General features: G+C 73.6%; 18 protein-coding genes and 1 pseudogene. 4 read left to right on the forward strand and 15 right to left on the reverse strand.

Translation table 11 applies throughout. The annotated features are described in order from the left end of the window. The 6 genes and pseudogenes from ACFP3V_RS09220 to ACFP3V_RS09245 all read right to left on the reverse strand — a co-directional run. Positions 1 to 303 (reverse strand): annotated as a pseudogene (locus ACFP3V_RS09220) (hypothetical protein); the annotation flags it as partial. Beyond that, positions 288 to 1,433 carry a ParA family protein gene (locus ACFP3V_RS09225; RefSeq protein ID WP_380581784.1) on the reverse strand — a complete coding sequence of 382 codons (1,146 nt, stop codon included), beginning with the start codon at positions 1,431 to 1,433 and terminating at the stop codon, positions 288 to 290. The gene ACFP3V_RS09225 and the pseudogene ACFP3V_RS09220, both read right to left, overlap by 16 nt. A 368-nt stretch (positions 1,434 to 1,801) precedes the next feature. Next, the gene (gene ald / locus ACFP3V_RS09230; RefSeq protein WP_380581786.1) at positions 1,802 to 2,917 is read right to left on the reverse strand and encodes an alanine dehydrogenase; all 1,116 of its coding nucleotides are present in this window, start codon (positions 2,915 to 2,917) and stop codon (positions 1,802 to 1,804) included. Positions 2,918 to 3,132: 215 nt separating this feature from the next. Beyond that, a complete protein-coding gene (locus ACFP3V_RS09235) occupies positions 3,133 to 5,316 on the reverse strand; it encodes a hypothetical protein (protein ID WP_380581788.1) in 2,184 nt (727 codons plus the stop codon). A gap of 107 nt (positions 5,317 to 5,423) precedes the next feature. After that, positions 5,424 to 6,056 carry an NUDIX domain-containing protein gene (locus tag ACFP3V_RS09240; protein ID WP_380581790.1) on the reverse strand — a complete coding sequence of 211 codons (633 nt, stop codon included), beginning with the start codon at positions 6,054 to 6,056 and terminating at the stop codon, positions 5,424 to 5,426. A gap of 131 nt (positions 6,057 to 6,187) precedes the next feature. Continuing rightward, entirely contained in the window at positions 6,188 to 7,849 is a 1,662-nt protein-coding gene (locus tag ACFP3V_RS09245; protein WP_380581792.1) for a CTP synthase, read from the reverse strand. 304 nt (positions 7,850 to 8,153) lie between these two features. Between ACFP3V_RS09245 and ACFP3V_RS09250 the strand changes: the two genes are divergently transcribed. Continuing rightward, entirely contained in the window at positions 8,154 to 10,070 is a 1,917-nt protein-coding gene (locus tag ACFP3V_RS09250) for a glycoside hydrolase family 15 protein (RefSeq protein ID WP_380581794.1), read from the forward strand. Positions 10,071 to 10,138: 68 nt separating this feature from the next. Next, positions 10,139 to 10,807: an HAD-IA family hydrolase gene (locus ACFP3V_RS09255; RefSeq protein WP_380581796.1), complete on the forward strand. Its 669-nt coding sequence runs from the start codon at positions 10,139 to 10,141 to the stop codon at positions 10,805 to 10,807. Positions 10,808 to 11,548: 741 nt separating this feature from the next. Here ACFP3V_RS09255 and ACFP3V_RS09260 read toward each other — a convergent pair. The 6 genes from ACFP3V_RS09260 to ACFP3V_RS09285 all read right to left on the reverse strand — a co-directional run bounded on the left by ACFP3V_RS09260 (position 11,549) and on the right by ACFP3V_RS09285 (position 17,927). Then, the gene (locus ACFP3V_RS09260; RefSeq protein ID WP_380581798.1) at positions 11,549 to 12,736 is read right to left on the reverse strand and encodes a glycosyltransferase family 4 protein; all 1,188 of its coding nucleotides are present in this window, start codon (positions 12,734 to 12,736) and stop codon (positions 11,549 to 11,551) included. A 67-nt stretch (positions 12,737 to 12,803) separates the two neighbouring features. Then, a complete protein-coding gene (gene recN, locus ACFP3V_RS09265) occupies positions 12,804 to 14,531 on the reverse strand; it encodes a DNA repair protein RecN (RefSeq protein WP_380581818.1) in 1,728 nt (575 codons plus the stop codon). Positions 14,532 to 14,606: 75 nt separating this feature from the next. Continuing rightward, entirely contained in the window at positions 14,607 to 15,500 is an 894-nt protein-coding gene (locus tag ACFP3V_RS09270) for an NAD kinase (RefSeq protein ID WP_380581800.1), read from the reverse strand. Between the two features lie 96 nt (positions 15,501 to 15,596). Continuing rightward, positions 15,597 to 16,409, reverse strand: coding sequence for a TlyA family RNA methyltransferase (locus tag ACFP3V_RS09275; RefSeq protein ID WP_380581802.1), 813 nt, complete (start codon positions 16,407 to 16,409; stop codon positions 15,597 to 15,599). A gap of 50 nt (positions 16,410 to 16,459) precedes the next feature. Next, positions 16,460 to 16,666: a hypothetical protein gene (locus tag ACFP3V_RS09280; protein WP_380581804.1), complete on the reverse strand. Its 207-nt coding sequence runs from the start codon at positions 16,664 to 16,666 to the stop codon at positions 16,460 to 16,462. Next, entirely contained in the window at positions 16,659 to 17,927 is a 1,269-nt protein-coding gene (locus ACFP3V_RS09285; RefSeq protein ID WP_380581806.1) for a hypothetical protein, read from the reverse strand. Before ACFP3V_RS09285 ends, ACFP3V_RS09280 begins: the two co-directional genes overlap by 8 nt. A 122-nt stretch (positions 17,928 to 18,049) precedes the next feature. Here ACFP3V_RS09285 and ACFP3V_RS09290 point away from each other — a divergent pair, with 122 nt between their 5' ends. Then, positions 18,050 to 18,400: an SCP2 sterol-binding domain-containing protein gene (locus ACFP3V_RS09290; RefSeq protein ID WP_380581808.1), complete on the forward strand. Its 351-nt coding sequence runs from the start codon at positions 18,050 to 18,052 to the stop codon at positions 18,398 to 18,400. A gap of 36 nt (positions 18,401 to 18,436) precedes the next feature. On the opposite strand, the gene ACFP3V_RS09295 is transcribed toward ACFP3V_RS09290, so the two are convergent. Both ACFP3V_RS09295 and ACFP3V_RS09300 read right to left on the reverse strand, forming a co-directional pair. Continuing rightward, complete coding sequence (locus ACFP3V_RS09295; protein WP_380581810.1) at positions 18,437 to 19,459, reverse strand: HAD-IIA family hydrolase; 1,023 nt, start codon at positions 19,457 to 19,459, stop codon at positions 18,437 to 18,439. Between the two features lie 84 nt (positions 19,460 to 19,543). Further along, the gene (locus ACFP3V_RS09300) at positions 19,544 to 19,993 is read right to left on the reverse strand and encodes a tetratricopeptide repeat protein (RefSeq protein WP_380581812.1); all 450 of its coding nucleotides are present in this window, start codon (positions 19,991 to 19,993) and stop codon (positions 19,544 to 19,546) included. A gap of 159 nt (positions 19,994 to 20,152) precedes the next feature. Between ACFP3V_RS09300 and ACFP3V_RS09305 the strand changes: the two genes are divergently transcribed. Further along, positions 20,153 to 21,397: a DUF1015 family protein gene (locus ACFP3V_RS09305; protein WP_380581820.1), complete on the forward strand. Its 1,245-nt coding sequence runs from the start codon at positions 20,153 to 20,155 to the stop codon at positions 21,395 to 21,397. A 74-nt stretch (positions 21,398 to 21,471) separates the two neighbouring features. Here ACFP3V_RS09305 and ACFP3V_RS09310 read toward each other — a convergent pair whose 3' ends face one another. Then, positions 21,472 to 22,245 carry a tetratricopeptide repeat protein gene (locus ACFP3V_RS09310; protein WP_380581822.1) on the reverse strand — a complete coding sequence of 258 codons (774 nt, stop codon included), beginning with the start codon at positions 22,243 to 22,245 and terminating at the stop codon, positions 21,472 to 21,474. Positions 22,246 to 22,462: the final 217 nt, after the last annotated feature.

Raw genomic sequence — 22,462 nt, forward strand, 5'->3', positions numbered from 1 at the left:
CCCCCTCACGCGGTGCCCGCCGGGCACCCCCTGCGTCCCGTTCACGGCGGATGCCGCCGTCGTCGCCCCGGCCGGCCCGGCGACGCCAGGCTGCGGGGCCGCGCCTCCGTCGGCCAGCGGCCTGCGGCCGGCCGGCACGGTGGGCTGCTCCGCCGGGGCCGCCGCGTGCTCGGCGCCCGGCCCCGCCTCGGTAGCGGGAGCCGACGCCGCGTCGGACGCCGCCCTCGGCGTGGGCGTGAGTGCCGTCCCCCCGGTGGTCCGGAACAGTTCGTCCGCTCCCGGGAGTGTCACTCGACGGGGCACCGGGCGAGCACCTCCCTGGCCAGCTGGCGGTAGGCGGCGGCGCCGACCGAGTTGGAGGCGTAGGTGGTGATCGGCTCCCCGGCGACCGTGGTCTCCGGGAAGCGGACGGTGCGCCCGATGACGGTGTGGAAGACGTGCTCGCCGAACGCCTCGACGACCCGGGCCAGCACCTCGCGGCTGTGCACCGTGCGCGAGTCGTACATGGTGGCCAGGATGCCGTCGAGCCGCAGCTCGGGGTTGAGCCGCTCGCAGACCTTCTCGATCGTCTCGGTCAGCAGCGCGACGCCGCGCAGTGCGAAGAACTCGCACTCCAGCGGCACGATGACGCTGTGCGCGGCGGTGAGCGCGTTGACCGTGAGCAGGCCCAGCGAGGGCTGGCAGTCGATGATGATGTAGTCGTAGTCGTTGAGCAGCGGCTTGAGCGCCCGCGCCAGCGCGGACTCCCGGGCCACCTCGCTGACCAGCTGCACCTCGGCGGCCGACAGGTCGATGTTGCTGGGCAGCAGGTCCATGCCGGGCACGGCCGTCTTCAGCAGCACCTCGTCCGCCGTCAGGCCCCGCTCCATGAGCAGGTTGTAGACGGTGAGGTCGAGCTCCATCGGGTTGACGCCGAGGCCGACCGAGAGCGCGCCCTGCGGGTCGAAGTCCACCAGCAGCACCCGGCGGCCGTACTCGGCAAGCGCCGCGCCCAGGTTGATGGTCGACGTGGTCTTGCCGACGCCGCCCTTCTGGTTGCACATGGCGACGATCCGCGCGGGACCGTGCTCGGCCAGCGGCGTCGGGATCGGGAAGTACGGCAGCGGCCGACCGGTGGGCCCGACGCGCTCGCGGCGCTGGCGCGCGGCATCCGGCGCGAGCGTGGCGGCGTACTCGGGATCGGGCTCGTACTCGGCGTCGGGGTCGTAGAACTGACCGTCCCCCAGATCGCTGGCGTAGACCAGACCGGGCTCGATGGGCGCGTCCAGGCCGCCCGCGTAGCGCAGGGCGTCGTGATCGGAAATCGGGAACTCCAGGCTCGGGTAGCCGGGCTGCTGCTGACGTGCCTCGAAGGTGCGGACCGCGGAGTCGCCGGCTGCCGGCTGGCTCGGGGCGTCCGCGCCACCCCCGGGAGCAAATGTCGACTCATTCACAAGTCGTCTTACCTCCTTGGCGACCGCCGTCGTGTCCAGGCTTCGGGGCTTTGCCCCCTCCACCGGGCGGCACGTGCCGTCCCGCAGCCTAGCAACGACACAGTAGCGTCAACCAGCACACCAGTGATGCATGAACCAACATGTCGATATGACTAGATCACCGAACAGCCACAGCACACACACTCGGGCGCGTTCTCAACCCCCGGTCGGGGCACCGTAGATACGTTCTTCGGCCTGCCGTCAGCGGCGACCGCGCGGGGTGAGTTGCCCGGCGCGGAATTGACGGGCCGCCAGAAAACGCCCCCGGGCGGGGCACCGCAGCGAACTGCAGTGCCCCGCCCGGGGCTTGCTCGGCCGTGACGAGGGAATCAGGCGAGCACGTCGGCCAGGGCCACGGAGGAGAGCCCGTGGGCCTCGGCGACCTCGGCGTAGGTCAGCTGACCCTCGTGCGTGTTGAGGCCCTTGGCCAGCGCGGCATCGTCGCGCAGCGCCTGCTTCCAGCCCTTGTTGGCCAGCGCGACGATGTACGGCAGGGTCGCGTTGGTCAGCGCGTAGGTGGAGGTGTTCGGCACCGCGCCCGGCATGTTGGCCACGCAGTAGAAGACCGAGTTGTGGACCTGGAAGGTCGGCTCGGCGTGCGTGGTGGGGTGCGAGTCCTCGAAGCAGCCGCCCTGGTCGATGGCGATGTCGACGAGCACCGAGCCCGGCTTCATCCGGGAGACCAGCTCGTTGGTGACCAGCTTCGGGGCCTTGGCGCCGGGGATCAGCACCGCACCGATGACCAGGTCGGCCTCGAGGACGGCCTTCTCCAGCTCGAAGGCGTTGGAGGCGATGGCCTTGACCTTGGTGCCGAAGACCTTGTCGGCCTCGCGCAGCTTGTTGATGTCGCGGTCGAGCAGGGTCACGTCGTAGCCCATGCCGATGGCGATGGTGGCCGCGTGCCAGCCCGAGACGCCGCCGCCGATGACGACCGCCTTGGCCGGGTGGGTGCCGGGCACGCCGCCGGGCAGCACGCCGCGGCCGCCGGCCGGACGCATCAGGTGGTAGGAGCCGACCTGCGGGGCCAGTCGGCCCGCGACCTCGGACATCGGCGCGAGCAGCGGCAGCGCGCCGTTGGCCAGCTGCACCGTCTCGTAGGCGATGGCGGTGGTGCCGGACTCCAGCAGCGCGTCGGTGCACTCGCGGGACGCGGCCAGGTGGAGGTAGGTGAAGAGCACCTGGTCCTTGCGGAGGCGGTGGTACTCCTCGGCGATGGGCTCCTTCACCTTGAGCAGGAGGTCGGCGGTGGCCCAGACCTCGTCCGCGGTGTCGAGGACGGTGGCGCCGGCGGCGACGTACTCCTCGTTCGGGATGGAGGAACCCACACCGGCGTTGTTCTCGATGAAGACCTGGTGCCCGTTGCGGACCAGCTCGTGCACGCCTGCCGGCGTGATGGCCACGCGGTACTCGTGGTTCTTGACCTCGCGGGGGATGCCGACCTTCACGGCTAACACGTCCCTTGCACATGGGGGAGCCCGACGACCGGTGCAGCCGACGGGGCGCCGCACGGCGACGCTGCCGTGTGGACACCTTCGAGTGTAATGAAGCCGGAGGAGTGCGCCAGCCTTACAAACCGACCAAGAATCCGGATTGGATTGGCAGTTTCGTAGGCTTGCATCGGCGCGCCAAGGTCTATTCCCATGCGAAACGGTCAATTCGGTCATTCAATCGCAACGGGGCTGCCGCCCCGGGCCGGGGGCAGCGTGGGCCCGCCACCGACCGTGCCCTCCGCCGTGCCCCCGGCCGTGCCCAGGGCCCGGGCCTGGTCCCGGGTGAGCCGGGCGCCCTCGGCGTCGCCGGACGACTCCAGCACCTCGGCCATCCGCAGCAGCACGGCCCCCTGACGTCCGTCCCGCAGCCGGCGCGCCGTCTCCAGCGCCTCGCGCAGCGTCTTCAGCACCGCTTCGGCGCCCTGCGGCTCCTGGGCGCGGGCCAGCCCGAGCAGGGTGCCGACCAGTCCTGCCTCGTCCCCGAGCTTGCGCCGCGCCCCGGCGGCGGACCGGTACTCGCGCACCGCCTCCGCCTGCCGGCCCTGCGCGCAGTGGGTGGCCGCCAGCCGTTCCAGCAGCCGCGCCTCCTCGGCGCGCTCGCCGCGCTTGCGCCGCAGGCTGAGCGCCCGGCCGTACCAGTCCACGGCCCGGACCAGGTCCCCGCTCGCCCGGTACGCACCGGCGGCCGCCTCGAGGATCCGGCCCACCGCGAGCTGGTCCTCGGCCGCCTTCGCCGGACCCAGCGCGGCGCGATAGCGCTCCAGCGCCCGCTCGTGCTCCCCGGCCCGCGCGTGCAGGTCGCCCAGGTTGAGCAGCGCCGCGGCCTCGCGCTGCGGCTGCCGGGTCCGGCAAGCCAACTCCCGTACCCGGTCGTGCAGTCGGTACAGCTGGGGCCCGAGGTCGGCGGCCCCGCCCGCCCACAGCGGCAGCGCCCGGACCAGCAACGTCGCCAGCCGCAGCACCGCTCCGTCGAGTCCTTCCACCCGGGTCGCGGCCTGCAGCACGGGCAGTTCGCCGTCCAGCCAGTCCCAGGCCTGCTGCGCCGAGTGCAGCCGCAGCGGGGCGGGCAGCGGCTCGGGCGGCGGCCCGCCGCCGAGGCGGTGCACGGCCGCGCCGAGCAGGCGGATCTCGCGCTCCAGGAGCCGGGCCCGGGCCAGCTCGACCTCGGCCGGGCGCTCGGCCGCGGCCAGCGCCGCGACCACCGGCCGCGCCCAGCCGGGCAGCCGGTGGTGCGGGCCCTGACGCACCGTCAACTCGTGGGCGGCGAGCACGTCGAGCAGCCCCTCGGCGGCTTCGACGGGGGTACCGAGCAGGGCGGACGCGGTCCTGGCGTCCACCAGCCCTCCGGGCGCGAGCGCGATCAGCCGCAGCAGCCGCCGCGCGGCCTGAGCCAGTCCGGTGTGCACGAGTTCGAACGCCCGGAGCAGCGGTTCCGTGCCGGGCCGGGCGGTGCCGGGCAGCCTGCCCGGCTCGCCCCGCAACTCCCGCAGCACGTCGGTGACCGAGGCCCGGGGACGCGACCGGAGCCACGCCCCGGCCAGGCGCAGCGCGCCCGGCTGCCCCGCGAGCTCCTCCACCAACCGGTGGGCCGCCACCGGATCCACGACGATGCGGGTCTCCCCCGCGAACCGGACGAGCAGTTGCACGGCGGCGGCGTGCTCCAACGCGCCCACGACACAGGGCCGGGCACCGGCCACCCCGACGAGCGGCCCGTCCGACACCGCGATGACCACCGCCTCCGGCGCGTCCTCCGCGAGCACCGCCTCCACCTGCGCGGACTCGACGACGTCGTCGAGGACGAGCACGAACCGCCTGCCCGCGAGCGCCCTGCGCAGCGCGAAGCCGGCGAACCCTCCGGGCGCCGCACCCCGCAGTGCGGCGAAACCCGCAGGGCGCGCGGCGGAGCCGAGGACCTCCGGATCCGGCTCCGGTCCGGCATCCGCAGCGGCTTCCCCGCGCGGGGCGGCCGCGTCCGGGGCCTTCGCCAGGGGCAGCCGCAGCGCGCTGCCGGCCGCGCGCAGCAGCAGCTCGGCCGCCGCCTCGGGCGCCACCGGGGTGCCGTCGGCCTCACGCAACCGCAGGTACCAGGCGGCGTCCTGCTGCTCGGCGGACAGCCCTCCGGCCAACTCCCCGGCCAACTCCCCGGCCAGCTTCAGCGCCAGCGCCGTCCGCCCCGAGCCGGGACGACCGGCGACGACGAGCACGGTCGGCTGCCGTGACGATCCGTCAGCGGCGCGCCGGGCGCGCCGGACCTCCTCGCGCAGCTGCGCGACCTCGCCGTGCCGCCCGGCGAAGTCCGCCGGAGCGGACGGCAGCGCCACCGCGTTCCTTGCCGCGTTCGCGATCGGATCCACTGCGCCACTCCCGCCGAAGTGCCCTGACCGAGGTTCGGACCAGCCCAGTCGCAGCGTAGTTGACGGACCGTCGGCTCCGCGGGCGCGGCGTTCTCAGCGCCTCGCGGTCACTCGAACGGCCGGGCGGGCCAGGCGGCGTCGGCGGGCCGGAGCGCGTCCAGGCCGTCCCCGGCCAGCGCCGCCTTGGCGGCGAGCGCGGCGGTGACCATCGCGGCGTTGTGCAGTTCCCCGGCGAGGATGCCGCGGACCATCTCGTCGAGAGGCACCCAGCGCAGCTCCAGGTCCAGCTCCTCCCCCTCCGCCTCGAAGCGCTCCCCGCTGACCTCGCTCACGTTCCGGGCCAGGAAGACCCGGATCGCCTCCGAGGACCCGCCGGGCGACGGGTAGATGTCGACCAGCACCCGCCAGTCGCCGGCCTCGTGATGGGCCTCCTCGTACAGCTCGCGCTGGGCCGCCTTGAGCGGGTGCTCCCCCGGCACGTCGAGCAGCCCCGCGGGCAGCTCCCACAGCTTCTGCCGGACCGGGTGGCGGTACTGACGCACCAGCAGCGCCTCACCGGCCTCGTTCAGCGCGAGGACGCCGACGGCCCCGGTGTGCTGCTGGTAGTCGCGCGCGGAGACCTTGCCGTCCGGCATCACGACCTCGTCGGTCGTGATGTCCCAGACCTTCCCGTGGAACGACGTCCGCGAGCCGACGACCTCCCACTCCTCCGCACTGTCCTGCACAGGCCCGTTCCCCACTTGCCCACCTCCGCGATCGATGCCCAGCCATGCAACCACACAGCGCACCGCCCACGGCGATCCGACCCGCGGACGCGGTCGGATCGCCGTGGGCGGTGCGCTGTTCGTCAGCCCTCGTGTCGCGGGAGGACCTACTCGCCGTCCTGGCGCTTGATCGCCGCGGCCACCAGGCCCGCGAAGAGCGGGTGCGGACGCGTCGGGCGGGACTTCAGCTCCGGGTGGGCCTGCGTCGCGACCAGGTAGGGGTGCGTCTCACGGGGGTACTCGACGTACTCCACCAGGTCGCCCTTGGGCGACAGCCCCGAGAACACCAGGCCCGCCTTCTCCAGCTCGCCGCGGTACGAGTTGTTGACCTCGTAGCGGTGCCGGTGGCGCTCCTCCACGTACTGCTCGTCGCCGTAGACCTCGCGCACGATCGAGCCCTCGGCGAGCTTCGCCGGGTAGAGGCCCAGCCGCATGGTGCCGCCCAGGTCGCCCTTGCCGTCGACGATCTCCAGCTGCTCGGCCATCGTCGAGATCACCGGGTGCTTGGCCGAGGGGTCGAACTCCGTCGAGTTCGCCTCCGGCAGCCCCGCCAGATTCCGGGCCGCCTCGATGACCACGCACTGCAGGCCCAGGCACAGTCCCAGCAGCGGCACGCCGTTCTCCCGCGCGTAGCGGATCGCGGCGACCTTGCCGTCCACGCCGCGCTCGCCGAAGCCGCCCGGGATGCAGATGGCGTCGACGTCGCCCAGCTGCTGCCGGGCACCCTCGGGGGTCTCGCAGTCGGTCGAGGTGACCCACTTGATCTCGACCTTCGCGGAGTTGGCGAAGCCGCCGTGGCGCAGCGCCTCCGTCACGGACAGGTAGGCGTCCGGCAGGTCGATGTACTTGCCGACCAAGGCGATCTTCACCGTCCGGCTGGGCTCGTGGACCCGGCGCAGCAGGTCGTCCCACTGGGTCCAGTCCACGTCGCGGAACGCCAGGTCCAGCCGGCGGACGACATAGGCGTCCAGGCCCTCGCCGTGCAGCACCTTCGGGATGTCGTAGATGGACTTGGCGTCGATGGCCGCGACCACGGCCTCCTCGTCCACGTCGCACATCAGCGAGATCTTGCGCTTGATCGCCTGCGGCACCTCGCGGTCGGCGCGCAGCACGATGGCGTCGGGCTGGATGCCGATGTTGCGCAGCGCGGCGACCGAGTGCTGGGTCGGCTTGGTCTTCAGCTCGCCGGACGGGCCGATGTAGGGCAGCAGCGAGACGTGCACGAAGAAGACGTTGTCGCGGCCGACCTCGTGCCGGACCTGGCGCACCGACTCCAGGAACGGCAGCGACTCGATGTCGCCGACCGTGCCGCCGACCTCGGTGATGACGACGTCCACGTCCTCGGTCGCCATCCGGCGGATCCGGGACTTGATCTCGTTGGTGATGTGCGGGATGACCTGGACGGTGTCGCCCAGGTACTCGCCGCGGCGCTCCTTGGCGATGACGGTCGAGTAGATCTGACCGGTCGTCACGTTGGCCGAGCCGTGCAGGTTGGTGTCGAGGAAGCGCTCGTAGTGGCCGATGTCCAGGTCGGTCTCGGCGCCGTCGTCGGTGACGAAGACCTCGCCGTGCTGGAACGGGTTCATCGTGCCGGGATCCACGTTCAGGTACGGGTCCAGCTTCTGCATGGTCACCCGCAGACCGCGGGCCTTGAGCAGAGCGCCCAGGCTGGAGGCCGTCAGGCCCTTGCCCAGCGAGGAGGCGACGCCCCCGGTGACGAAGATGTGCTTGGTCGTCGTGCCGGACTTGCCGGAATGGGGCTGTGCCAAGAGGGGGCTCCCGTGGTCGCGTCATCATCACCCGCACCCGGTCTCGGCGGCGACGCCGGGGGTGGCTGAGGTGGTGGATCCAGGCGGTGCAGCGCACCAGTCCACGGAGTACCAGGGTATCAGTGCCCCTGGCCGACCGCTCGGGCCGGCCGATCCCGGCGCGCCGGTCCGCCCCGCAGTTCCCACCCGGCACAGGCGTGGAAGTATTCTGCACGGACGCATTCCGGATGTGTCCCCCAGAGCGTATCCGCAGCGTCGACGCAGCCCCTGCGATGCCGTCTTCCCGCGAATCAGGAGATGCCCCGTGGCCGCCCGCATCGAGGACTACGCACTCATCGGTGACATGCAGACCGCCGCACTGGTCAGCCGTGACGGTGCCATCGACTGGCTGTGCCTGCCCCGCTTCGACTCCCCGGCCGTGTTCGCCGGGCTGCTCGGCACGGACGAGCACGGCTTCTGGCGCATCGGCCCCGCCGAGCCCCACAGCGAACCCGCCCCGGTGGCCCAGGCCCCGTACTCCTTCGCCGACTCCGGCGAGTTCCGCGTCCTGCCCCCCACCGCCACCGCTCCGGCCCAACCCGCCACCCGCCGCCGCTACCGCGGCGACTCCCTCATCCTCGAACAGGAATGGGACACCCCCCGCGGCACCGTCCGCGTCACCGACTTCATGCCCCCCCGCGGCCTGCCCGAACACGGCGCCGTCCCCCAGATCATCCGCATCGTCGAAGGCCTCAGCGGCAGCGTCCGCATGCGCTCCGCCGTCCGCATGCGCTTCTCCTACGGCCGCATCGTCCCCTGGGTCCACCGCATCGAACAGGACGACGTCACCCGCACCGTCGCCGTCGCCGGACCCGACTCCGTCTGGCTCGACGGCGACTCCGACACCTACGGCCGCGACCTGACCACCTACGCCGACCTCACCGTCAAAGCCGGCGAACGCGTCGCCTTCGCCCTCACCTGGCAGGCCTCCCACCTCGCCCCACCCGACCTCCCCGACCCCGAGGACGCCCTGGCCACCACCGCCTCCTTCTGGCGCGAATGGGTCGACCAGTGCACCTACCACGGCCCCTACCGCGAACCGGTCATCCGCTCCCTGATCACCCTCAAAGCCCTCACCTACGCCCCCACCGGCGGCATCGTCGCCGCCCCCACCACCTCCCTGCCCGAGGACATCGGCGGCGTCCGCAACTGGGACTACCGCTACACCTGGCTACGCGACGCCACCATCACCCTGTCCTCCCTCCTGCGCACCGGCTACCGCGAAGAAGCCCGCGCCTGGCGCGAATGGCTCCTGCGCGCCGTCGCCGGCGACTCCGAGAACCTCCAGATCATGTACGGCATCGCCGGCGAACGCGAACTCACCGAAACCACCCTCGACTGGCTCCCCGGCTACGAGAACTCCACCCCCGTCCGCATCGGCAACGAAGCCGCCGACCAACTCCAACTCGACGTCTACGGCGAAGTCGTCGAAGCCCTCCACCTCGCCCACATGACCGGCCTGGTCCGCAACGACCACGCCACCCGCCTCCAACTGCGCCTCATCGGCTGGCTCGAAGACCACTGGAACGAACCCGACGAAGGCCTGTGGGAAGTCCGCGGCCCCCGCCGCCACTTCGTCCACTCCAAAGTCATGTGCTGGGTCGCCGTCGACCGCACCATCCGCCTCCTCGAACAGCAGGAACCCGGCGACCAGGACCTCCTCACCCGCTGGCGCGACCTGCGCGACACCATCCACGCCGACGTCTGCGAATACGGCTACGACCCCGAACGCAACACCTTCACCCAGTCCTACGGCTCCAAAGAACTCGACGCCTCCCTGCTGCTCATCCCCCAGGTCGGCTTCCTGCCCCCCGACGACAAACGCGTCATCGGCACCATCGAAGCCATCCAACGCGAACTGATGACCCCCGACGGCTTCGTCCTGCGCTACCCCACCAGCGGCCTCGAAGAAGGCGTCGACGGCCTCCCCGGCGACGAAGGCGCCTTCCTCGCCTGCTCCTTCTGGCTCGCCGACGACCTCGCCATGATCGGCCGCGTCCAGGAAGCCCGCGACCTCTTCGACCGCCTCCTGGCCATCCGCAACGACCTCGGCCTCCTCGCCGAGGAATGGGACCCCCGCCTCCAACGCCAGGTCGGCAACTTCCCCCAGGCCTTCAGCCACGTCCCCCTCATCGACACCGCCCTGCGCCTCTCCGCCGTCACCGGCCTGGCCGGGCTCTGACCCGCCTTCGAGGGGGCTCCTTCCGGCTTTGTATCCTTGAGGAACAAAGCCGGAAGGAGCCCCCTCGCATGCCCACCGACGCCCTCGTGACACTGAGCGCCCGCGCGGCCCTGTTCGACATGGACAACACCCTGGTCAACTCGGGCGCGGCGGTCGAGCGCACCTGGGGCCGCTGGGCCGCCCGGCACGGGCTCGACGTCGGTCACGTGATGAGCGTCGTCCACGGCCGCCAGGGCCACGAGAGCATGGCCCTGCTGCTGCCGGACCGCCCGATGGCGGAGAACCTCGCCGACAACGCGCGGATGCTCGCGGAGGAGACCGCGGACACCGAGGGCGTCGTCGCCATCGCCGGTGCCGCGGCCCTGCTGGCCGCCGTCGCAGACCTGCCGCACGCCCTGGTGACGTCGGCGGACGTGGCGCTGTCCACCGCCCGTATGGCTGCCGCCGGCCTGCGCATGCCCCCGCTGCGGATCACCGCGGAGGACGTCAGCGCGAGCAAGCCGGACCCGGAGGGCTTCCTCAAGGCGGCCGAGAAGCTCGGCGTCGCCCCGGCCGACTGCGTCGTCTTCGAGGACTCTGCAGCCGGCGTCGCCGCGGGCCTGGCCGCCGGCATGCGGGTCGTGGGCGTCGGCCACGCGGCGGCCGCCCACGGCCCGACGGTGACGGTTGCGGACCTGACCGCGGTGACGCTCACTCAGAACCCGGACGACAGCTTCACCCTGACGGTCACTCGATAACTGCCGCGTCGGTACCCGCTTCCGGCCGGAAGCCCGGAGGGGGTGTGCGCCTCTGAGGGACGGCTCGCAGGCCCGCCCCCTGGCCGCACCCCACACCGGTGCGCAGGCCGCCACCGGGACGAACGCCTCGTCGGCGCCCTTCCGGCCTCCCACGGGCCGCGTGCCGCCTCCGGCGCGGACAGCCGCGAGCACGTCACGGGCCAGGGCCGCGCCCAGGCACCGACTCCGCGGCGCTCCCCGCCGCCACGCCTGGCCCCGATGAGGGCTCCGCCCACCGTCGGCATGCTCGTCGCGTGGACACCACCCACCCGCCTCTGAGCACGGCGGCCCCTGAACCGGGGCCAGGCCGGCGGGCGACTCCCGCCGTAGGACACGCCCGTCTCGGACCGAAGGCTGGAGGGGCCATCTCCGCCCGGGAGCACCTCCGGCCGAAGGCCGAGCGGGGCGGACGGCCCGCGCCGTCGGGCCACGCCCACGTCCGACCGAAGGCTCACCCAGCCACCCACACCCAGGAACACCTCCGGCCGAAGGCCGAGCAGGCAGACAGCCCGCGCCGTCGAGTACGTCCACCTCCGACCGAAGGCTCACCCAGCCACCCCCACCCACGCCCACCTCCGGCCGAAGGCCGCAAGTGGACGGCCATGCCCTGGGACGCGCTCACCTCCGGCCGAAGGCCTGGGGTGGGGCCGATTCGGCCGAGGTACCCGGCCGGAGGCCGGGGGCCGGCGCGGGCACCGTCCGCTACGGGGCTGCCACCAACTCGTCGTAGACGGACAGCACCTGGGCCACCGTGTCCGCCTCGTCGGGCCACGTCTCGGCCTGGGCGCGGCCCTGGGCCGCGAGCTCGGCGCGCTGCTCCGGCGACGCCAGCAGCCCGCTGACAGCCGCCGCCAGGGCCGTCGCGTCGCCCGGCGGGACCAGGACCGCCGCATCCCCCACCAGCTCCGGCAGGCCGCCCACCGCCGTGGCCACCAGCGGGACCCCCGCCCGCAGGGCCTCCTGCGCCACCAGCGACCGGGCCTCCCACCTCGACGGGATCACCACCACGTCCGCCGCCGCCAGCAGCTCCGCGACGTCCTCGCGGTAGCCGAGCAGCTTGACGGGCAGTCGCTCCGCCTTGATCAGCGCCTTCAGCGCCGCCTGCTCCGCGCCCTCGCCCGCGATGGCGACCAAGGGAGCCTGGGCGCCGCCCTTTCCAGCCTTCCAGCCGGTCGCGGCGTCCAGCAGCAGCTGGAAGTTCTTCTGCGGCACCAGCCGCCCCACCGCCAGCACCACGGGCCGGTCCTGGTCGGCGTCCTTGCCCAGCAGCTCCAGGCGCACCTCGTCGCGGCTGCGGACCGCCGGGGCCAGTGGGGGCGCGGCGACCGGGCCCAGCCGCGCGTCCGCCGCCCCCAGGTCACGCGCGCGGGCGACGAGGTCGGAGGAGGCGCCCAGCACCAGGTCTGCCGCCCGGGCCACCCTGCGCTCCATCAGCCGCAGCAGCCGCCGCTCCACGCCTGTCGCCAGGTTCGCGTGATGGGACGTCACTACCAGCGGGATGTCCGTCCGCGCCGTGCGCAGCGCCAGGTCGGACAGGAGCGCGGCCCGCAGCCCGTGCGCGTGCACCAGCGAGGCCCGCGCCGAGGCGAAGGCCCGGCGCAGCTCCCCCACCGCCGCCGCGTCGCTGCGCGCGCCGGGCGTGGGCGTGATCTCGACCGGATGGAAGCGCGCACCGGTCCCGGAGAAGCCGAACTGACGGTCCGTCTCCTCCGGCCCGCAGACGGTGACTTCGAGACCGTGCGCGCTCAGGCCCTGGGCCAGGGAGCGCACGTGCGCGCCGATGCCGCCGCTGGTGCTGGCCAGCACCAGGACGGCGTTCAGCGTGCCGGGTTCGGGCGCGTCGTCCTCGGGACCGTCCGGGGCGTCCGGTGCGGGGGCGGTGTGCTCCACGTTCCGCGTCGTCTCCTCTGCTCCGCGTCGGCGATGTCCGGCTGACTACGGTTTACACAATGGCAGGTCAGCGCGGATCGTCGCCAACCCCGCGGGCCGCGGCCAGGAGTTCCTCCGCATGGGCGCGACCCAGCTCGGAGTCCTCCAGACCCGCGAGCATCCGGGAGAGCTCGCGCACCCGCTCCTCGTCGTCCAGGGTCTTCACGCCGCTCCGGGTGACGGTGCCGTCCACCGTCTTCTCCACGACCAGGTGCCGGTCCGCGAAGGCCGCCACCTGCGGCAGGTGGGTGACCACCACGACCTGTGCGCTGCGGGCCAGTCGCGCCAGCCGCCGGCCGATCTCGACCGCCGCCTTGCCGCCGACGCCCGCGTCGACCTCGTCGAAGAGGTAGGTCGGCACCGGGTCCGCGCCCGCGAAGACCACCTCCACGGCCAGCATCACGCGGGACAGCTCACCGCCGGACGCGCCCTTGGCGATCGGCCGGGGCTGCGCGCCGGGGTGCGGGGCCAGCAGGATCTCCACCTCGTCGACGCCGTAGGGGCCGAAGTCCGCGGCGCGGGTGATGCCGAAGCTCACCCGGGCGTGCGGCATGGCCAGCTCCTTCAGCTCGGCGGTGACCGCCTGCGCGAAGGTCTCGGCCGCCTCGTGCCGGGCGGCGCTCAGCCGCTCGGCCAGGTCGGCCACCTGGGCGCGCAGGGACTCCTGCTCGGCCTGCAGCTCGCCGATCCGGTCGTCGTCGCCCTCCAGCTCCGCCAGGCGCAGCGCGGCCTGCTCGGCCCAGCGCAGCACCTCGGCGACGCCGCCCTCGGCGGAGCCGTACTTGCGCACCAGGTGCGCCAGCACCGAGCGCCGCTCCTCGACCGCGGCCAGACGCACCGGGTCCGCGTCCAGGTCCTCCAGGTAGGAGGCCAGATCCTGGGCGACATCGGCGAGCAGGTAGCCCACCTCGTTGAGCCGGTCGCCGATGGCGGCCAGCACGGCATCGTGGCCGCGCACGCCCTCCAGGGCGCGGCGGGCCTGCGCCAGCAGGGTCCCGGCGTCGACGATGTCCGGCTGCCCGGCGTCCCCGGCGAGCGCGCCATGGGCGAGCGTGGCCGCGTTCTCCAGCGCGTCGGCGTGGCCCAACTTCTCGGACTCGGCGGCGAGTTCGTCGTCCTCCCCGGCCTGCGGCCCGGCCGCGGCGACCTCCTCGACGCCGAAGCGCAGCAGGTCCGCCTCCTGCGCCCGCTCGCGCGCCTGCGTCGTCAGCTCCTCCAGCTCGGCACTCACCTCGCGCAGCCGCCGGTAGGCCGACTGGTACTCCGACAGCAGCCGGGCCACCGGCTCGCCCGCGTACCGGTCCAGCGCGCCGCGCTGCCGCGCCGGCTGCAGCAGCCGCTGCTGGTCGCTCTGCCCGTGCACGGCGATCAGGTCCTCGCCCAGCGTCGCCAGCAGGCTCACCGGGACGGAGCGGCCGCCGACATGGGCCCGGGAGCGTCCCTCGGCGGAGACGGTCCGGCTGAGCAGCAGCGCGCCCTCGTCCAGCTCGGCGCCCGCCTCCTCGGCGCGGTCCGCCGCCGGTGAGTCAGCCGGCAGGTCCACCCGGCCCTCGACGACCGCCTTCTCCGCCCCGTTGCGCACCAGCCCGGGATCGGCCCGACCGCCCAGCAGCAGGCCCAGGCTGGTGACCACCATGGTCTTGCCCGCGCCGGTCTCGCCGGTGACCACGTTGAAGCCGGGCGACAACTCCACCACGGCGTCCTCGATCACACCGAGCGCTCGTATCCGCATCTCCTCCAGCACGCCCCTGACGATACGAGGTCCGGGGCCGGTTCCGCGACGAGCGACCCCGATCGAGTGGATCAGCCGGAGGGCCGCGCAGCCGGTCCGCTACTGCGCCCCGCCGCGCCAGCCGGTGACCGGCAGGGCGAACTTCGCCACCAGCCGCTTGGAGAAGGGCGCCCGGTGCAGCCGGGCGAGGCGCACCGGGACATGCCCGCGGCGGACCTCCACACGTGCCTCCGGCGGCAGTTCGACCGAGCGGCGGCCGTCGCACCAGAGCACCCCGTGCCCGGTCTTCGGCTGCACCTCCACCGCCAGCACCGAGTGCGGGGAGGTCACCAGCGGCCGGGCGAACAGCGCGTGCGCGCTGATCGGCACCAGCAGCATCGCCTCGACCTCGGGCCAGACCACGGGGCCGCCCGCGGAGAACGCGTACGCCGTCGAGCCGGTGGGGGTGGCGCAGACCACGCCGTCGCAGCCGAAGCTGGACACCGGGCGGCCATCCACCTCGGTGACCACCTCGATCATCCGCTCCCGTGAGGCCTTCTCCACCGAGGCGTCGTTCAACGCCCAGTCCCGGTGCACGACTTGGCCGTCCTTCTTCACCACGACGTCGATGGTCATCCGCTCCTCGACCTCGTAGTTGCGGTCCACCACCCGCTCCACGACCTTGTCGAGGTCGTCCCGCTCGGCCTCCGCCAGGAAGCCGACCCGGCCGAGGTTCACCCCGAGCAGCGGCACCCCGGCCTCGCGAGCAAGCTCGGCGCCGCGCAGGATCGTGCCGTCACCGCCGAGAACCAGGACCAGCTCGCAGCCCTCGACCGCGCCCGGCCCGGTGGCCACCTCCTCGACCCCGGCCGGATAGCCCATGTCGGGCGCCTCGTCAGCCAGCACGCGGACCCCGATCCCGGCCCGGGACAGGCCCTGGACCAGGCTCTCCGCGCTGCTCAGAGCCGCTTCGCGGCCCGTGTGCGCGAGCAGGAAGACCGTACGGTCGGACATCGGCAGCTCTCCTCCGGCAAGCCCGGACAGCCTCGGCCGGGCAGCGCAGCGACAGGTCGGTGAACGCGCTTCGACCCTACCCCGCGAGTGCCGCTCTCAGCGGGGCCCCTCGGCCACCGCGCGGGCCGCATCGGCCGGATCCAGCGCTTGCGCGTCCCGCCGGAACCACAGGAAGTACTCGACGTTGCCGGAGGGCCCGGGCAGCGGACTCGCCGTCACCGCCCGCACCCCGAGCCCGAGTTCGGCTCCCTGGGCCGCGACCTTCTCGATCATCTCCTGCCGCAGCTGCGGGCTGCGCACCACGCCGCCGCTGCCCAGCCGCTCCTTGCCCACCTCGAACTGGGGCTTCACCATCAGGACGAGGTCACCCTCCGCGGCGGTGACCCCGGTCAACGCGGGCAGCACCAGCCCGAGCGGGATGAAGGACAGGTCGCTGACGACCAGATCCACCGGCTCCCCGCCGATCTGCTCCAGCGTCAGTTCCCGGACATTCGTGCGGTCCATCACCACGACCCGGTCGTCGCTCTGCAGCGACCACGCCAACTGCCCGTAGCCGACGTCCACGGCGAGCACCTGGCGGACGCCGGCGCGCAGCAGCACGTCGGTGAAGCCGCCGGTGGACGCGCCCGCGTCCAGGCAGCGCCGCCCCTCGACCTGCAGGCCCTGCGGCACGAAGGCGGCCAGCGCCCCGGCCAGCTTGTGACCGCCCCGGGAGACGTAGTCGGGGTCGTTCTCGTCCTTGGCGACCACGACGGCGGCGGAGGTCTCCACCTGGGTGGCGGACTTGGTCGCCACCGTCCCGCCCACGGTGACCCGGCCCGCGGCGATCAGCTCGCTCGCGTGTTCCCGGGACCGGGCCAGCTTGCGGCGGACGAGTTCGGCGTCCAGACGGCGTCGTGCGACTGCCACGGGTGGTTCAGCTCCTGACCGGTTCTACTCGTTGACGTGCGGGCTGGGGTTCAGCGGTGAACGGTGGCCGGCGTGTGCGCACCGCGCTCGTCCAGCGCGGTCAGCGTCTGCCTGAGCCGCTGGTGCACGTCCTCGTAGACGGCGACCCGCGCGTCGGACGGCACCCCGTCCAACTCAGCGAGACGCGCCAGTGCGGCGTCGACCCCGGCATGCCCGGTCTCGACGACCTGCGCCTCCGGCCCCATGTCCTCAGCCATTCTCCCCTGCCCCGCTCGTCCTCTCGTCCCCGGTGCCCGTCGTCCCCTCAACCGCCTCTCCCGGCGCGGCGGCTGGGCCCGCCCCACCCGGGGCGGCCTTCTTCGCCCGGGCGCTCTGCGCCGCCCGCTTGCGCGCGGCGGCCGGCCCGGCTGACGGCGCCTCAGCCGCGCTGCCGGCGCCCCCGTCTCCCGGTTCCGTCGCGGGCGCGCGGTGCGCGCCACCCTGCGCCGACCGGGCACTTCGCGCCTGCTTACCCGCAGCGGCCGATCCGACGGACGGCACGTCAGCAGTCGGCCCGCCGCCTTCGGCCGCCCCCGCCCGCTGCCGAGACGCTCCACCGGGCACCGCCTTCGTGCCCCGCGCGCCCTGGCCCCGCTCTGATCCGCCGTCAGTTTTCGCCTGCCCGCCGGCCTCAGCCCGCTTGCGGGCAGGTCGCGCCGGTGCCGCAGGTGCCGCCGAGGACGCCGGGCCCTCTCCCGCGCGGGCACTCTCCGCTTCCGGCACTGCGGCCGCCCGGCCCTTCCCCGCGCGGCCGCCTGAGGACCCCTTGCGGGACGCGGCCGGGGCCTTCTGCCCCGGCGCGGGTGCCTCGGGTTCCGGCTGGGCGGGCGCGCCTGTACGGGGCGCGGGCTTGGCGGCGTCCGGGGCGGCCTTCGCCACCCGGGCGCCGCTCTGCGCCCGCTTACGTGGAGCCGACTGCGGAGCGGAGTCGTCCTCCCCCTGCGTCGCGGGCCCAGCTGCCGGCCCCGTCCGGCCCTCAGGAGCGGACGCCGCCGGGCTCGTCCCCGCAGCCCGCTTGCGCATCCCGGGGACCGCGGACCGCCGCCGGGCCGCCGCTTCCGCATCGTCGGCGCCGACCGCACCTGCCGACTCGTCATCGACCGGGACCCGCACCGGACGCACCTGCGTCGGCTCCCGCTCCGGACGCTCCTCAGCCACCGGGCCCTGCTCCGAATCGCCCTGCAGCTGGCGGATCTGACGCTCCAACAGCTCCAGCACGACTCCCAGCTGCACCACGCCGTCCCCGACCCGGTGCCAGGCCTTCTCCACCTCGGAGCGGACCAGGCCCACCAGCAGCTCGCCGTTCTGCACACCCGCCGCCAACGCCTCGGCTGCGACACCCTGCAGGTGCGCCGGCAGCTCCTCGGGGCGGCTCACCGCCACCGCCGCCAGGTCCTCCGCCCGGCGCCGCAGCCCGGCCGCCGCGCCCGTCGTCAACTCGGCTGCCGCCTTGAGGTATCCGCGTACCACGTCACGCATCCGGGTCTCCTCCCTCCGACGACGCCACGCTACCGCCTCCGGCCTGCGGTAGCGTCGCAGCCGCACCACCCACACCACCACACGCAGCGCCGCCCCACCCGCACCGAGGAGCACGTCACCGCATGGCCGCCAGCCCCGAAGAGTGCCGCCAGGCACTGACCACGTTCAGCGAGAACCTCGGCAAGGCCACCGGCAACGCCCGCGCCGCGGCCCAGCTGGACCGGTCACTCAGCTGCTGGGTGACCGACCTCGACCTCTCCTTCACCGGCCGGCTGCACGACGGCCGGATCGACGACCTCAAGGAGACCCAGGGCCGTCCACCGCACAAGGCGCAGATCCGGCTCACCCTGACCGGCGACGATCTCGTGGCCCTGGTCAACGGACGTCTCAACTTCGCCGCCGCCTGGGCCTCGGGCCGGGTCAAGCTCGAGGCCTCGATCCTGGATCTGCTCAAACTGCGCAGCCTGCTCTGACCGCTGCCGCCGGCCGCGCCCAGGGCCGGACCGGCCCTACGCCAGGCCCAGCTCGGCCAGCGCCTTCCGCCACTCCGGGACCCGCTCGCCCGCGTCGACGGCCGGCCACGTCAGCGCGCACAGCGCCCGCAGGCCGTCGAACGGGTCCTCCCCGCGGGCCGTGAAGACGACGCGACCCGACTCGTCCACGGCCGCCGACCAGCCGCCGCACGACGGGCTCACCCCGCCGACAAGCGCGGGCTGCGCCCGCAGCAGCCCGCGCAGGTCGGCGGCGACATAGGTGGGCCGGTGCTTCGGCGACGCCTGCGGCAGCTCCTCGGCCCGGGAGACCCCGGTGAGCACCAGCAGGCTGTCCACCCCGCCGTTGAAGGCGCCCTCGATGTCCGTGTCGAGCCGGTCCCCGACCACCAGCGGGCGCTTTGCCCCGGTACGGATCACCGTCTCCCGGTGCATCGGCGGCAGCGGCTTCCCGGCCACCTCCGGATCCACGCCGACCGCGGCGCGTACGGCCGCCACCAGCGTCCCGTTCCCCGGCGCCGTGCCACGGGCCGTGGGGATCGTCATGTCGGTGTTCGACGCCACCCAGGGCAGCCCGCGCTGCACCGCGTAGGCCGCCTCCGCCAACTGCCGCCAGCCGACGCTCGGGTCGTAGCCCTGAACGACGGCTGACGGATCGTCATCCAGCGAACGGACCGGACGCAGCCCGCGCTCCTCCACCGCCTGGACCAGCCCGGCTCCGCCGACGACCAGCACCGCCGAGCCCGCAGGCACCTTCTCCGCCACCAGCCGCGCCGCCGCCTGAGCCGAGGTGATCACGTCCCCCGCCGCCGCGGGCACCCCGAGCTCGCTCAGGTGCGCCGCCACCGCCTCGGGCGTCCGTGAGGCGTTGTTGGTGACGTAGGCCAGGTGCATCCCGGCCGACCGCGCAGCGTCCAGCGACTCGACCGCGAAGGGGATCGCGTCCGGACCGGCATAGACCACCCCGTCCAGATCCAGCAGAGCCGTGTCGTAGGCCTGGTGGAGCGGCTGCTGCTGCGGGGGCTCCTGCTCGGCGGGCATCTCGCGGTACTCCCAGTCGTCGGCTGTCCGGCGCAGATGCCGAACGGGGTGCGGAACGGAGTCGTCTCAGGTCCGGCGAACGGGTCAGGCCGGGGACGCCTCACCCCCGACCGTACCGAACCCGCCGGCCCGGGCCTTCAGCGTGGCCCGGGTCTGCCGCAGCGCCGCCCGGTAGTGCTTGTCATGGGGCTTCATCGCGACCGCCAGGGCCAGATGCTCGGCGGAGGCCTCGAAGTCGCCGAGCCGGGCGGCCGACAGCCCCCAGCCGAACTGGGCATAGTCGTCCGAGGGATCCGCCAGCGCCACCGTCCGGAAGTTCTCCAGCGCCTCCGCGTACGACCGCGCCTCGAACTGGGCCCGGGCCAATGCCTCCCGGATCGCCCGCGAAGCGGGCTCCGACTCGAGCGCACGGGCCAGCAACTGCATCGCCGCCCCGGCGTTCCCCTGGCCGAGCAGCTCGGTGCCGCGCCGGAACCAGTCGTAGACATCCCCGTTCGGCCGTCCCTGACCGGCCTCCCGCGCGCCGTCCTGCACTGGGCACCCCTGCCTTCCGCTCGTCCGCTCAGCCCACCCGATGATCTTCAGAACGCGTCGTACCCGTCTAACATGCCCAGAGTGAGCCAAGTCAGTGCAGACGACCGCAGCCAGGCCCGTTACGGCGACGCCGGCCGAGTCCGCGCCTGCGGTCTCACCGTGGCCCCCTTCCGCGGCCTGCGCTACGACCCCGAGCGGATCAGTTCCCTCGCCGCAGTCACCTCACCCCCCTATGACGTCGTCGCCCCCGACGACCAACTGCGCCTCGAGGACGCCGACCCGCACAACATCGTCCGGCTGATCCTGCCCCGCCCCGAGCCCACGGCCGAGGACGGCTACCGTCATGCCGCGCGGCTCCTCCAGCAATGGCAGCAGCAGGGCGTCCTGCGGCCCGACCCCCGGCCCGCCCTCTATGTCTACGAGCAGAGCCAGGACGGCGTCGTCCAGCGCGGCCTGATCGCCGCCCTGGCCGTCAGCGATCCAGGAGCGGGCATCGTGCTCCCGCACGAGGACGTGATGCCCCGCCCGGTCGCCGACCGCGTCGGCCTGATGCGCACCACCAAGGCCAACCTCGAACCGCTGCTGCTCACCTATCGCGGCGACGGGCGCGCCGCCGCCGTCGTGGAAGCGGCCGCCGCGACGGAGCCGCTGCTCACCACGACCACCAGTGACGGCACCCGCCACCGACTCTGGGCCGTCACGAACCCGGCCCAACTCGCCGCCGTCAGCGGCGACCTGGCCACCTGCCGGGCGCTGATCGCCGACGGCCACCACCGCTGGGCGATGTACCGGCGCCTGCAGCGCGAGCACCGCTATCTCGCGCAGAGCCCCTGGGACTGGGGCATGGTCCTGCTCGTGGACACCGCCCGCTACCCCCTCCAGGTCCGCGCCATCCACCGGGTCCTGCGGCAACTGCCGCTCGACCAGGCACTGGGCCGGCTCGGCCCGGAGTGGACCACGACGGCACTCGCCGACTCCCTCCCCGAAGCCCTCAAGGCCCTCGCCTCCGCCAAGGCGGAAGGGCTCAACGCCTTCCTGCTCGCCGACCACGACCGCCGGCTCCTGCTGACCACCCATCAGGCCCACCTCCGACTCTCCGCCGAGCTTCCTGCCGAACTCCCTGAGGACTACCTGCGTCTCGACGCCACCGTGCTCCACTCGCTCCTCCTCGACCGGATCTGGAACGTCCCCGACGATCCCGAGCACATCGGCTACCTCCATGACGCCGACGCAGCCGTCCGCGAGGCAGGCCGGGACGGCGGCACGGCGGTGCTGCTCCACCCCGTCGAGGAGGGCGTCGTCCGCCGCCTCGCCGAGCGGGGCATCACCATGCCCCGCAAGTCCACCTCCTTCGGCCCCAAACCCGCCTCCGGCCTCGTCCTGCGAAGCCTTCTGCTGGACTGACGACGTAGAAGGGCCCGGGCGCTGCACGCGCCGGGGCCCTTCACCCGTGTGAGTGAGTCAGTTCTGACGAACCGTCACTTCTCCTCGGAGGTGGACCGGTTCGGACCGAAGCCCTCTTCCTCGTCCTCCTCCTCGTCGTCCTCGTAGTAGTCCTCGCCCGGACCCTCCGCGAACTCGCCCTCGCCCTCCTCGGGCAGGTCGTCGGCGTGCTCGACCTCGTCGTCGTCCGCGTCCAGGGCGTCGACGAACTCGATGCCGTCCAGCCTGGCCAGCCGCTCCGCCGCGTCCGTGGCCCCACTCTGGTCCGCCTCGGCCGCCTTGGAGAACCACTCACGCGCCTCGTCCTCGCGCCCGACCTTCAGCAGCGCGTCGGCGTACGCGTACCGCAGCCGCGCCGTCCACGGCTGTACCGCCGTGGAAGCGAGCTCCGGGGACTCGAGCGTGACCACCGCGGCCTCGAACTGACCGAGGTCACTGCGGGCGCCGGCGGCCACGAGACGCATCTCCACCTGGCCCGCCTTGTCCAGCTGCTTCACCTCGGGGGCTCCGGCCATCTCCAGCGCCCGCTCCGGCCGGCCGAGACCGCGCTCGCAGTCCGCCATCACCGGCCACAGCTCCGCAGAGCCCGTCATCCGCCGCGAAGCCCGGAACTCGGTCAGCGCCTCCGAGTACCGCTCCGTCACATAGGAGGCGAACCCCGCCGCCTCGCGCACGGCAGCCACACGGGACGCCAGCCGCAGGGCCACCCGGGAGTACCCGTAGGCCCGCTCCGGGTCGGAGTCGAGCAGCCGGGCGACCATCACCAGGTTCTTCGCGACGTCGTCCGCGAGGGTCTTGGGGAGGCTCATGAGCTCCTGACGGACGTCGGCGTCGATCTCGTTGCCGGTGACGTCCTCGTCGATGGGCAGGCGGCGCACGGGCGTCCGCTCCTCGCCGCCGCCCTGCCCCTCATGCCGCCCCCGCTGCGGGAAGCCCTCGCGGCCCCCTCCGCGCGGCCGGTCCTCACGGCGGTACCCGCCGCCCTGCGGACGGTCCTCACGGCGGAAGCCCCCACGGTCGTCACGA

The organism is Streptacidiphilus monticola (genome assembly GCF_042658505.1).
GTDB classification, from domain to species: Bacteria; Actinomycetota; Actinomycetes; order Streptomycetales; family Streptomycetaceae; genus Streptacidiphilus; species Streptacidiphilus monticola.

Coding starts and splice junctions, on each gene's coding strand:
- ACFP3V_RS09290 (WP_380581808.1), top strand. CDS start 18,050: ATGGCCGCCAGCCCCGAAGAGTGCCGCCAGGCACTGACCACGTTCAGC.
- ACFP3V_RS09310 (WP_380581822.1), bottom strand. CDS start 22,245: ATGAGCCTCCCCAAGACCCTCGCGGACGACGTCGCGAAGAACCTGGTG.
- ACFP3V_RS09295 (WP_380581810.1), bottom strand. CDS start 19,459: ATGCCCGCCGAGCAGGAGCCCCCGCAGCAGCAGCCGCTCCACCAGGCC.
- ACFP3V_RS09255 (WP_380581796.1), top strand. CDS start 10,139: ATGCCCACCGACGCCCTCGTGACACTGAGCGCCCGCGCGGCCCTGTTC.
- ACFP3V_RS09285 (WP_380581806.1), bottom strand. CDS start 17,927: ATGCGTGACGTGGTACGCGGATACCTCAAGGCGGCAGCCGAGTTGACG.
- ACFP3V_RS09280 (WP_380581804.1), bottom strand. CDS start 16,666: ATGGCTGAGGACATGGGGCCGGAGGCGCAGGTCGTCGAGACCGGGCAT.
- ACFP3V_RS09270 (WP_380581800.1), bottom strand. CDS start 15,500: ATGTCCGACCGTACGGTCTTCCTGCTCGCGCACACGGGCCGCGAAGCG.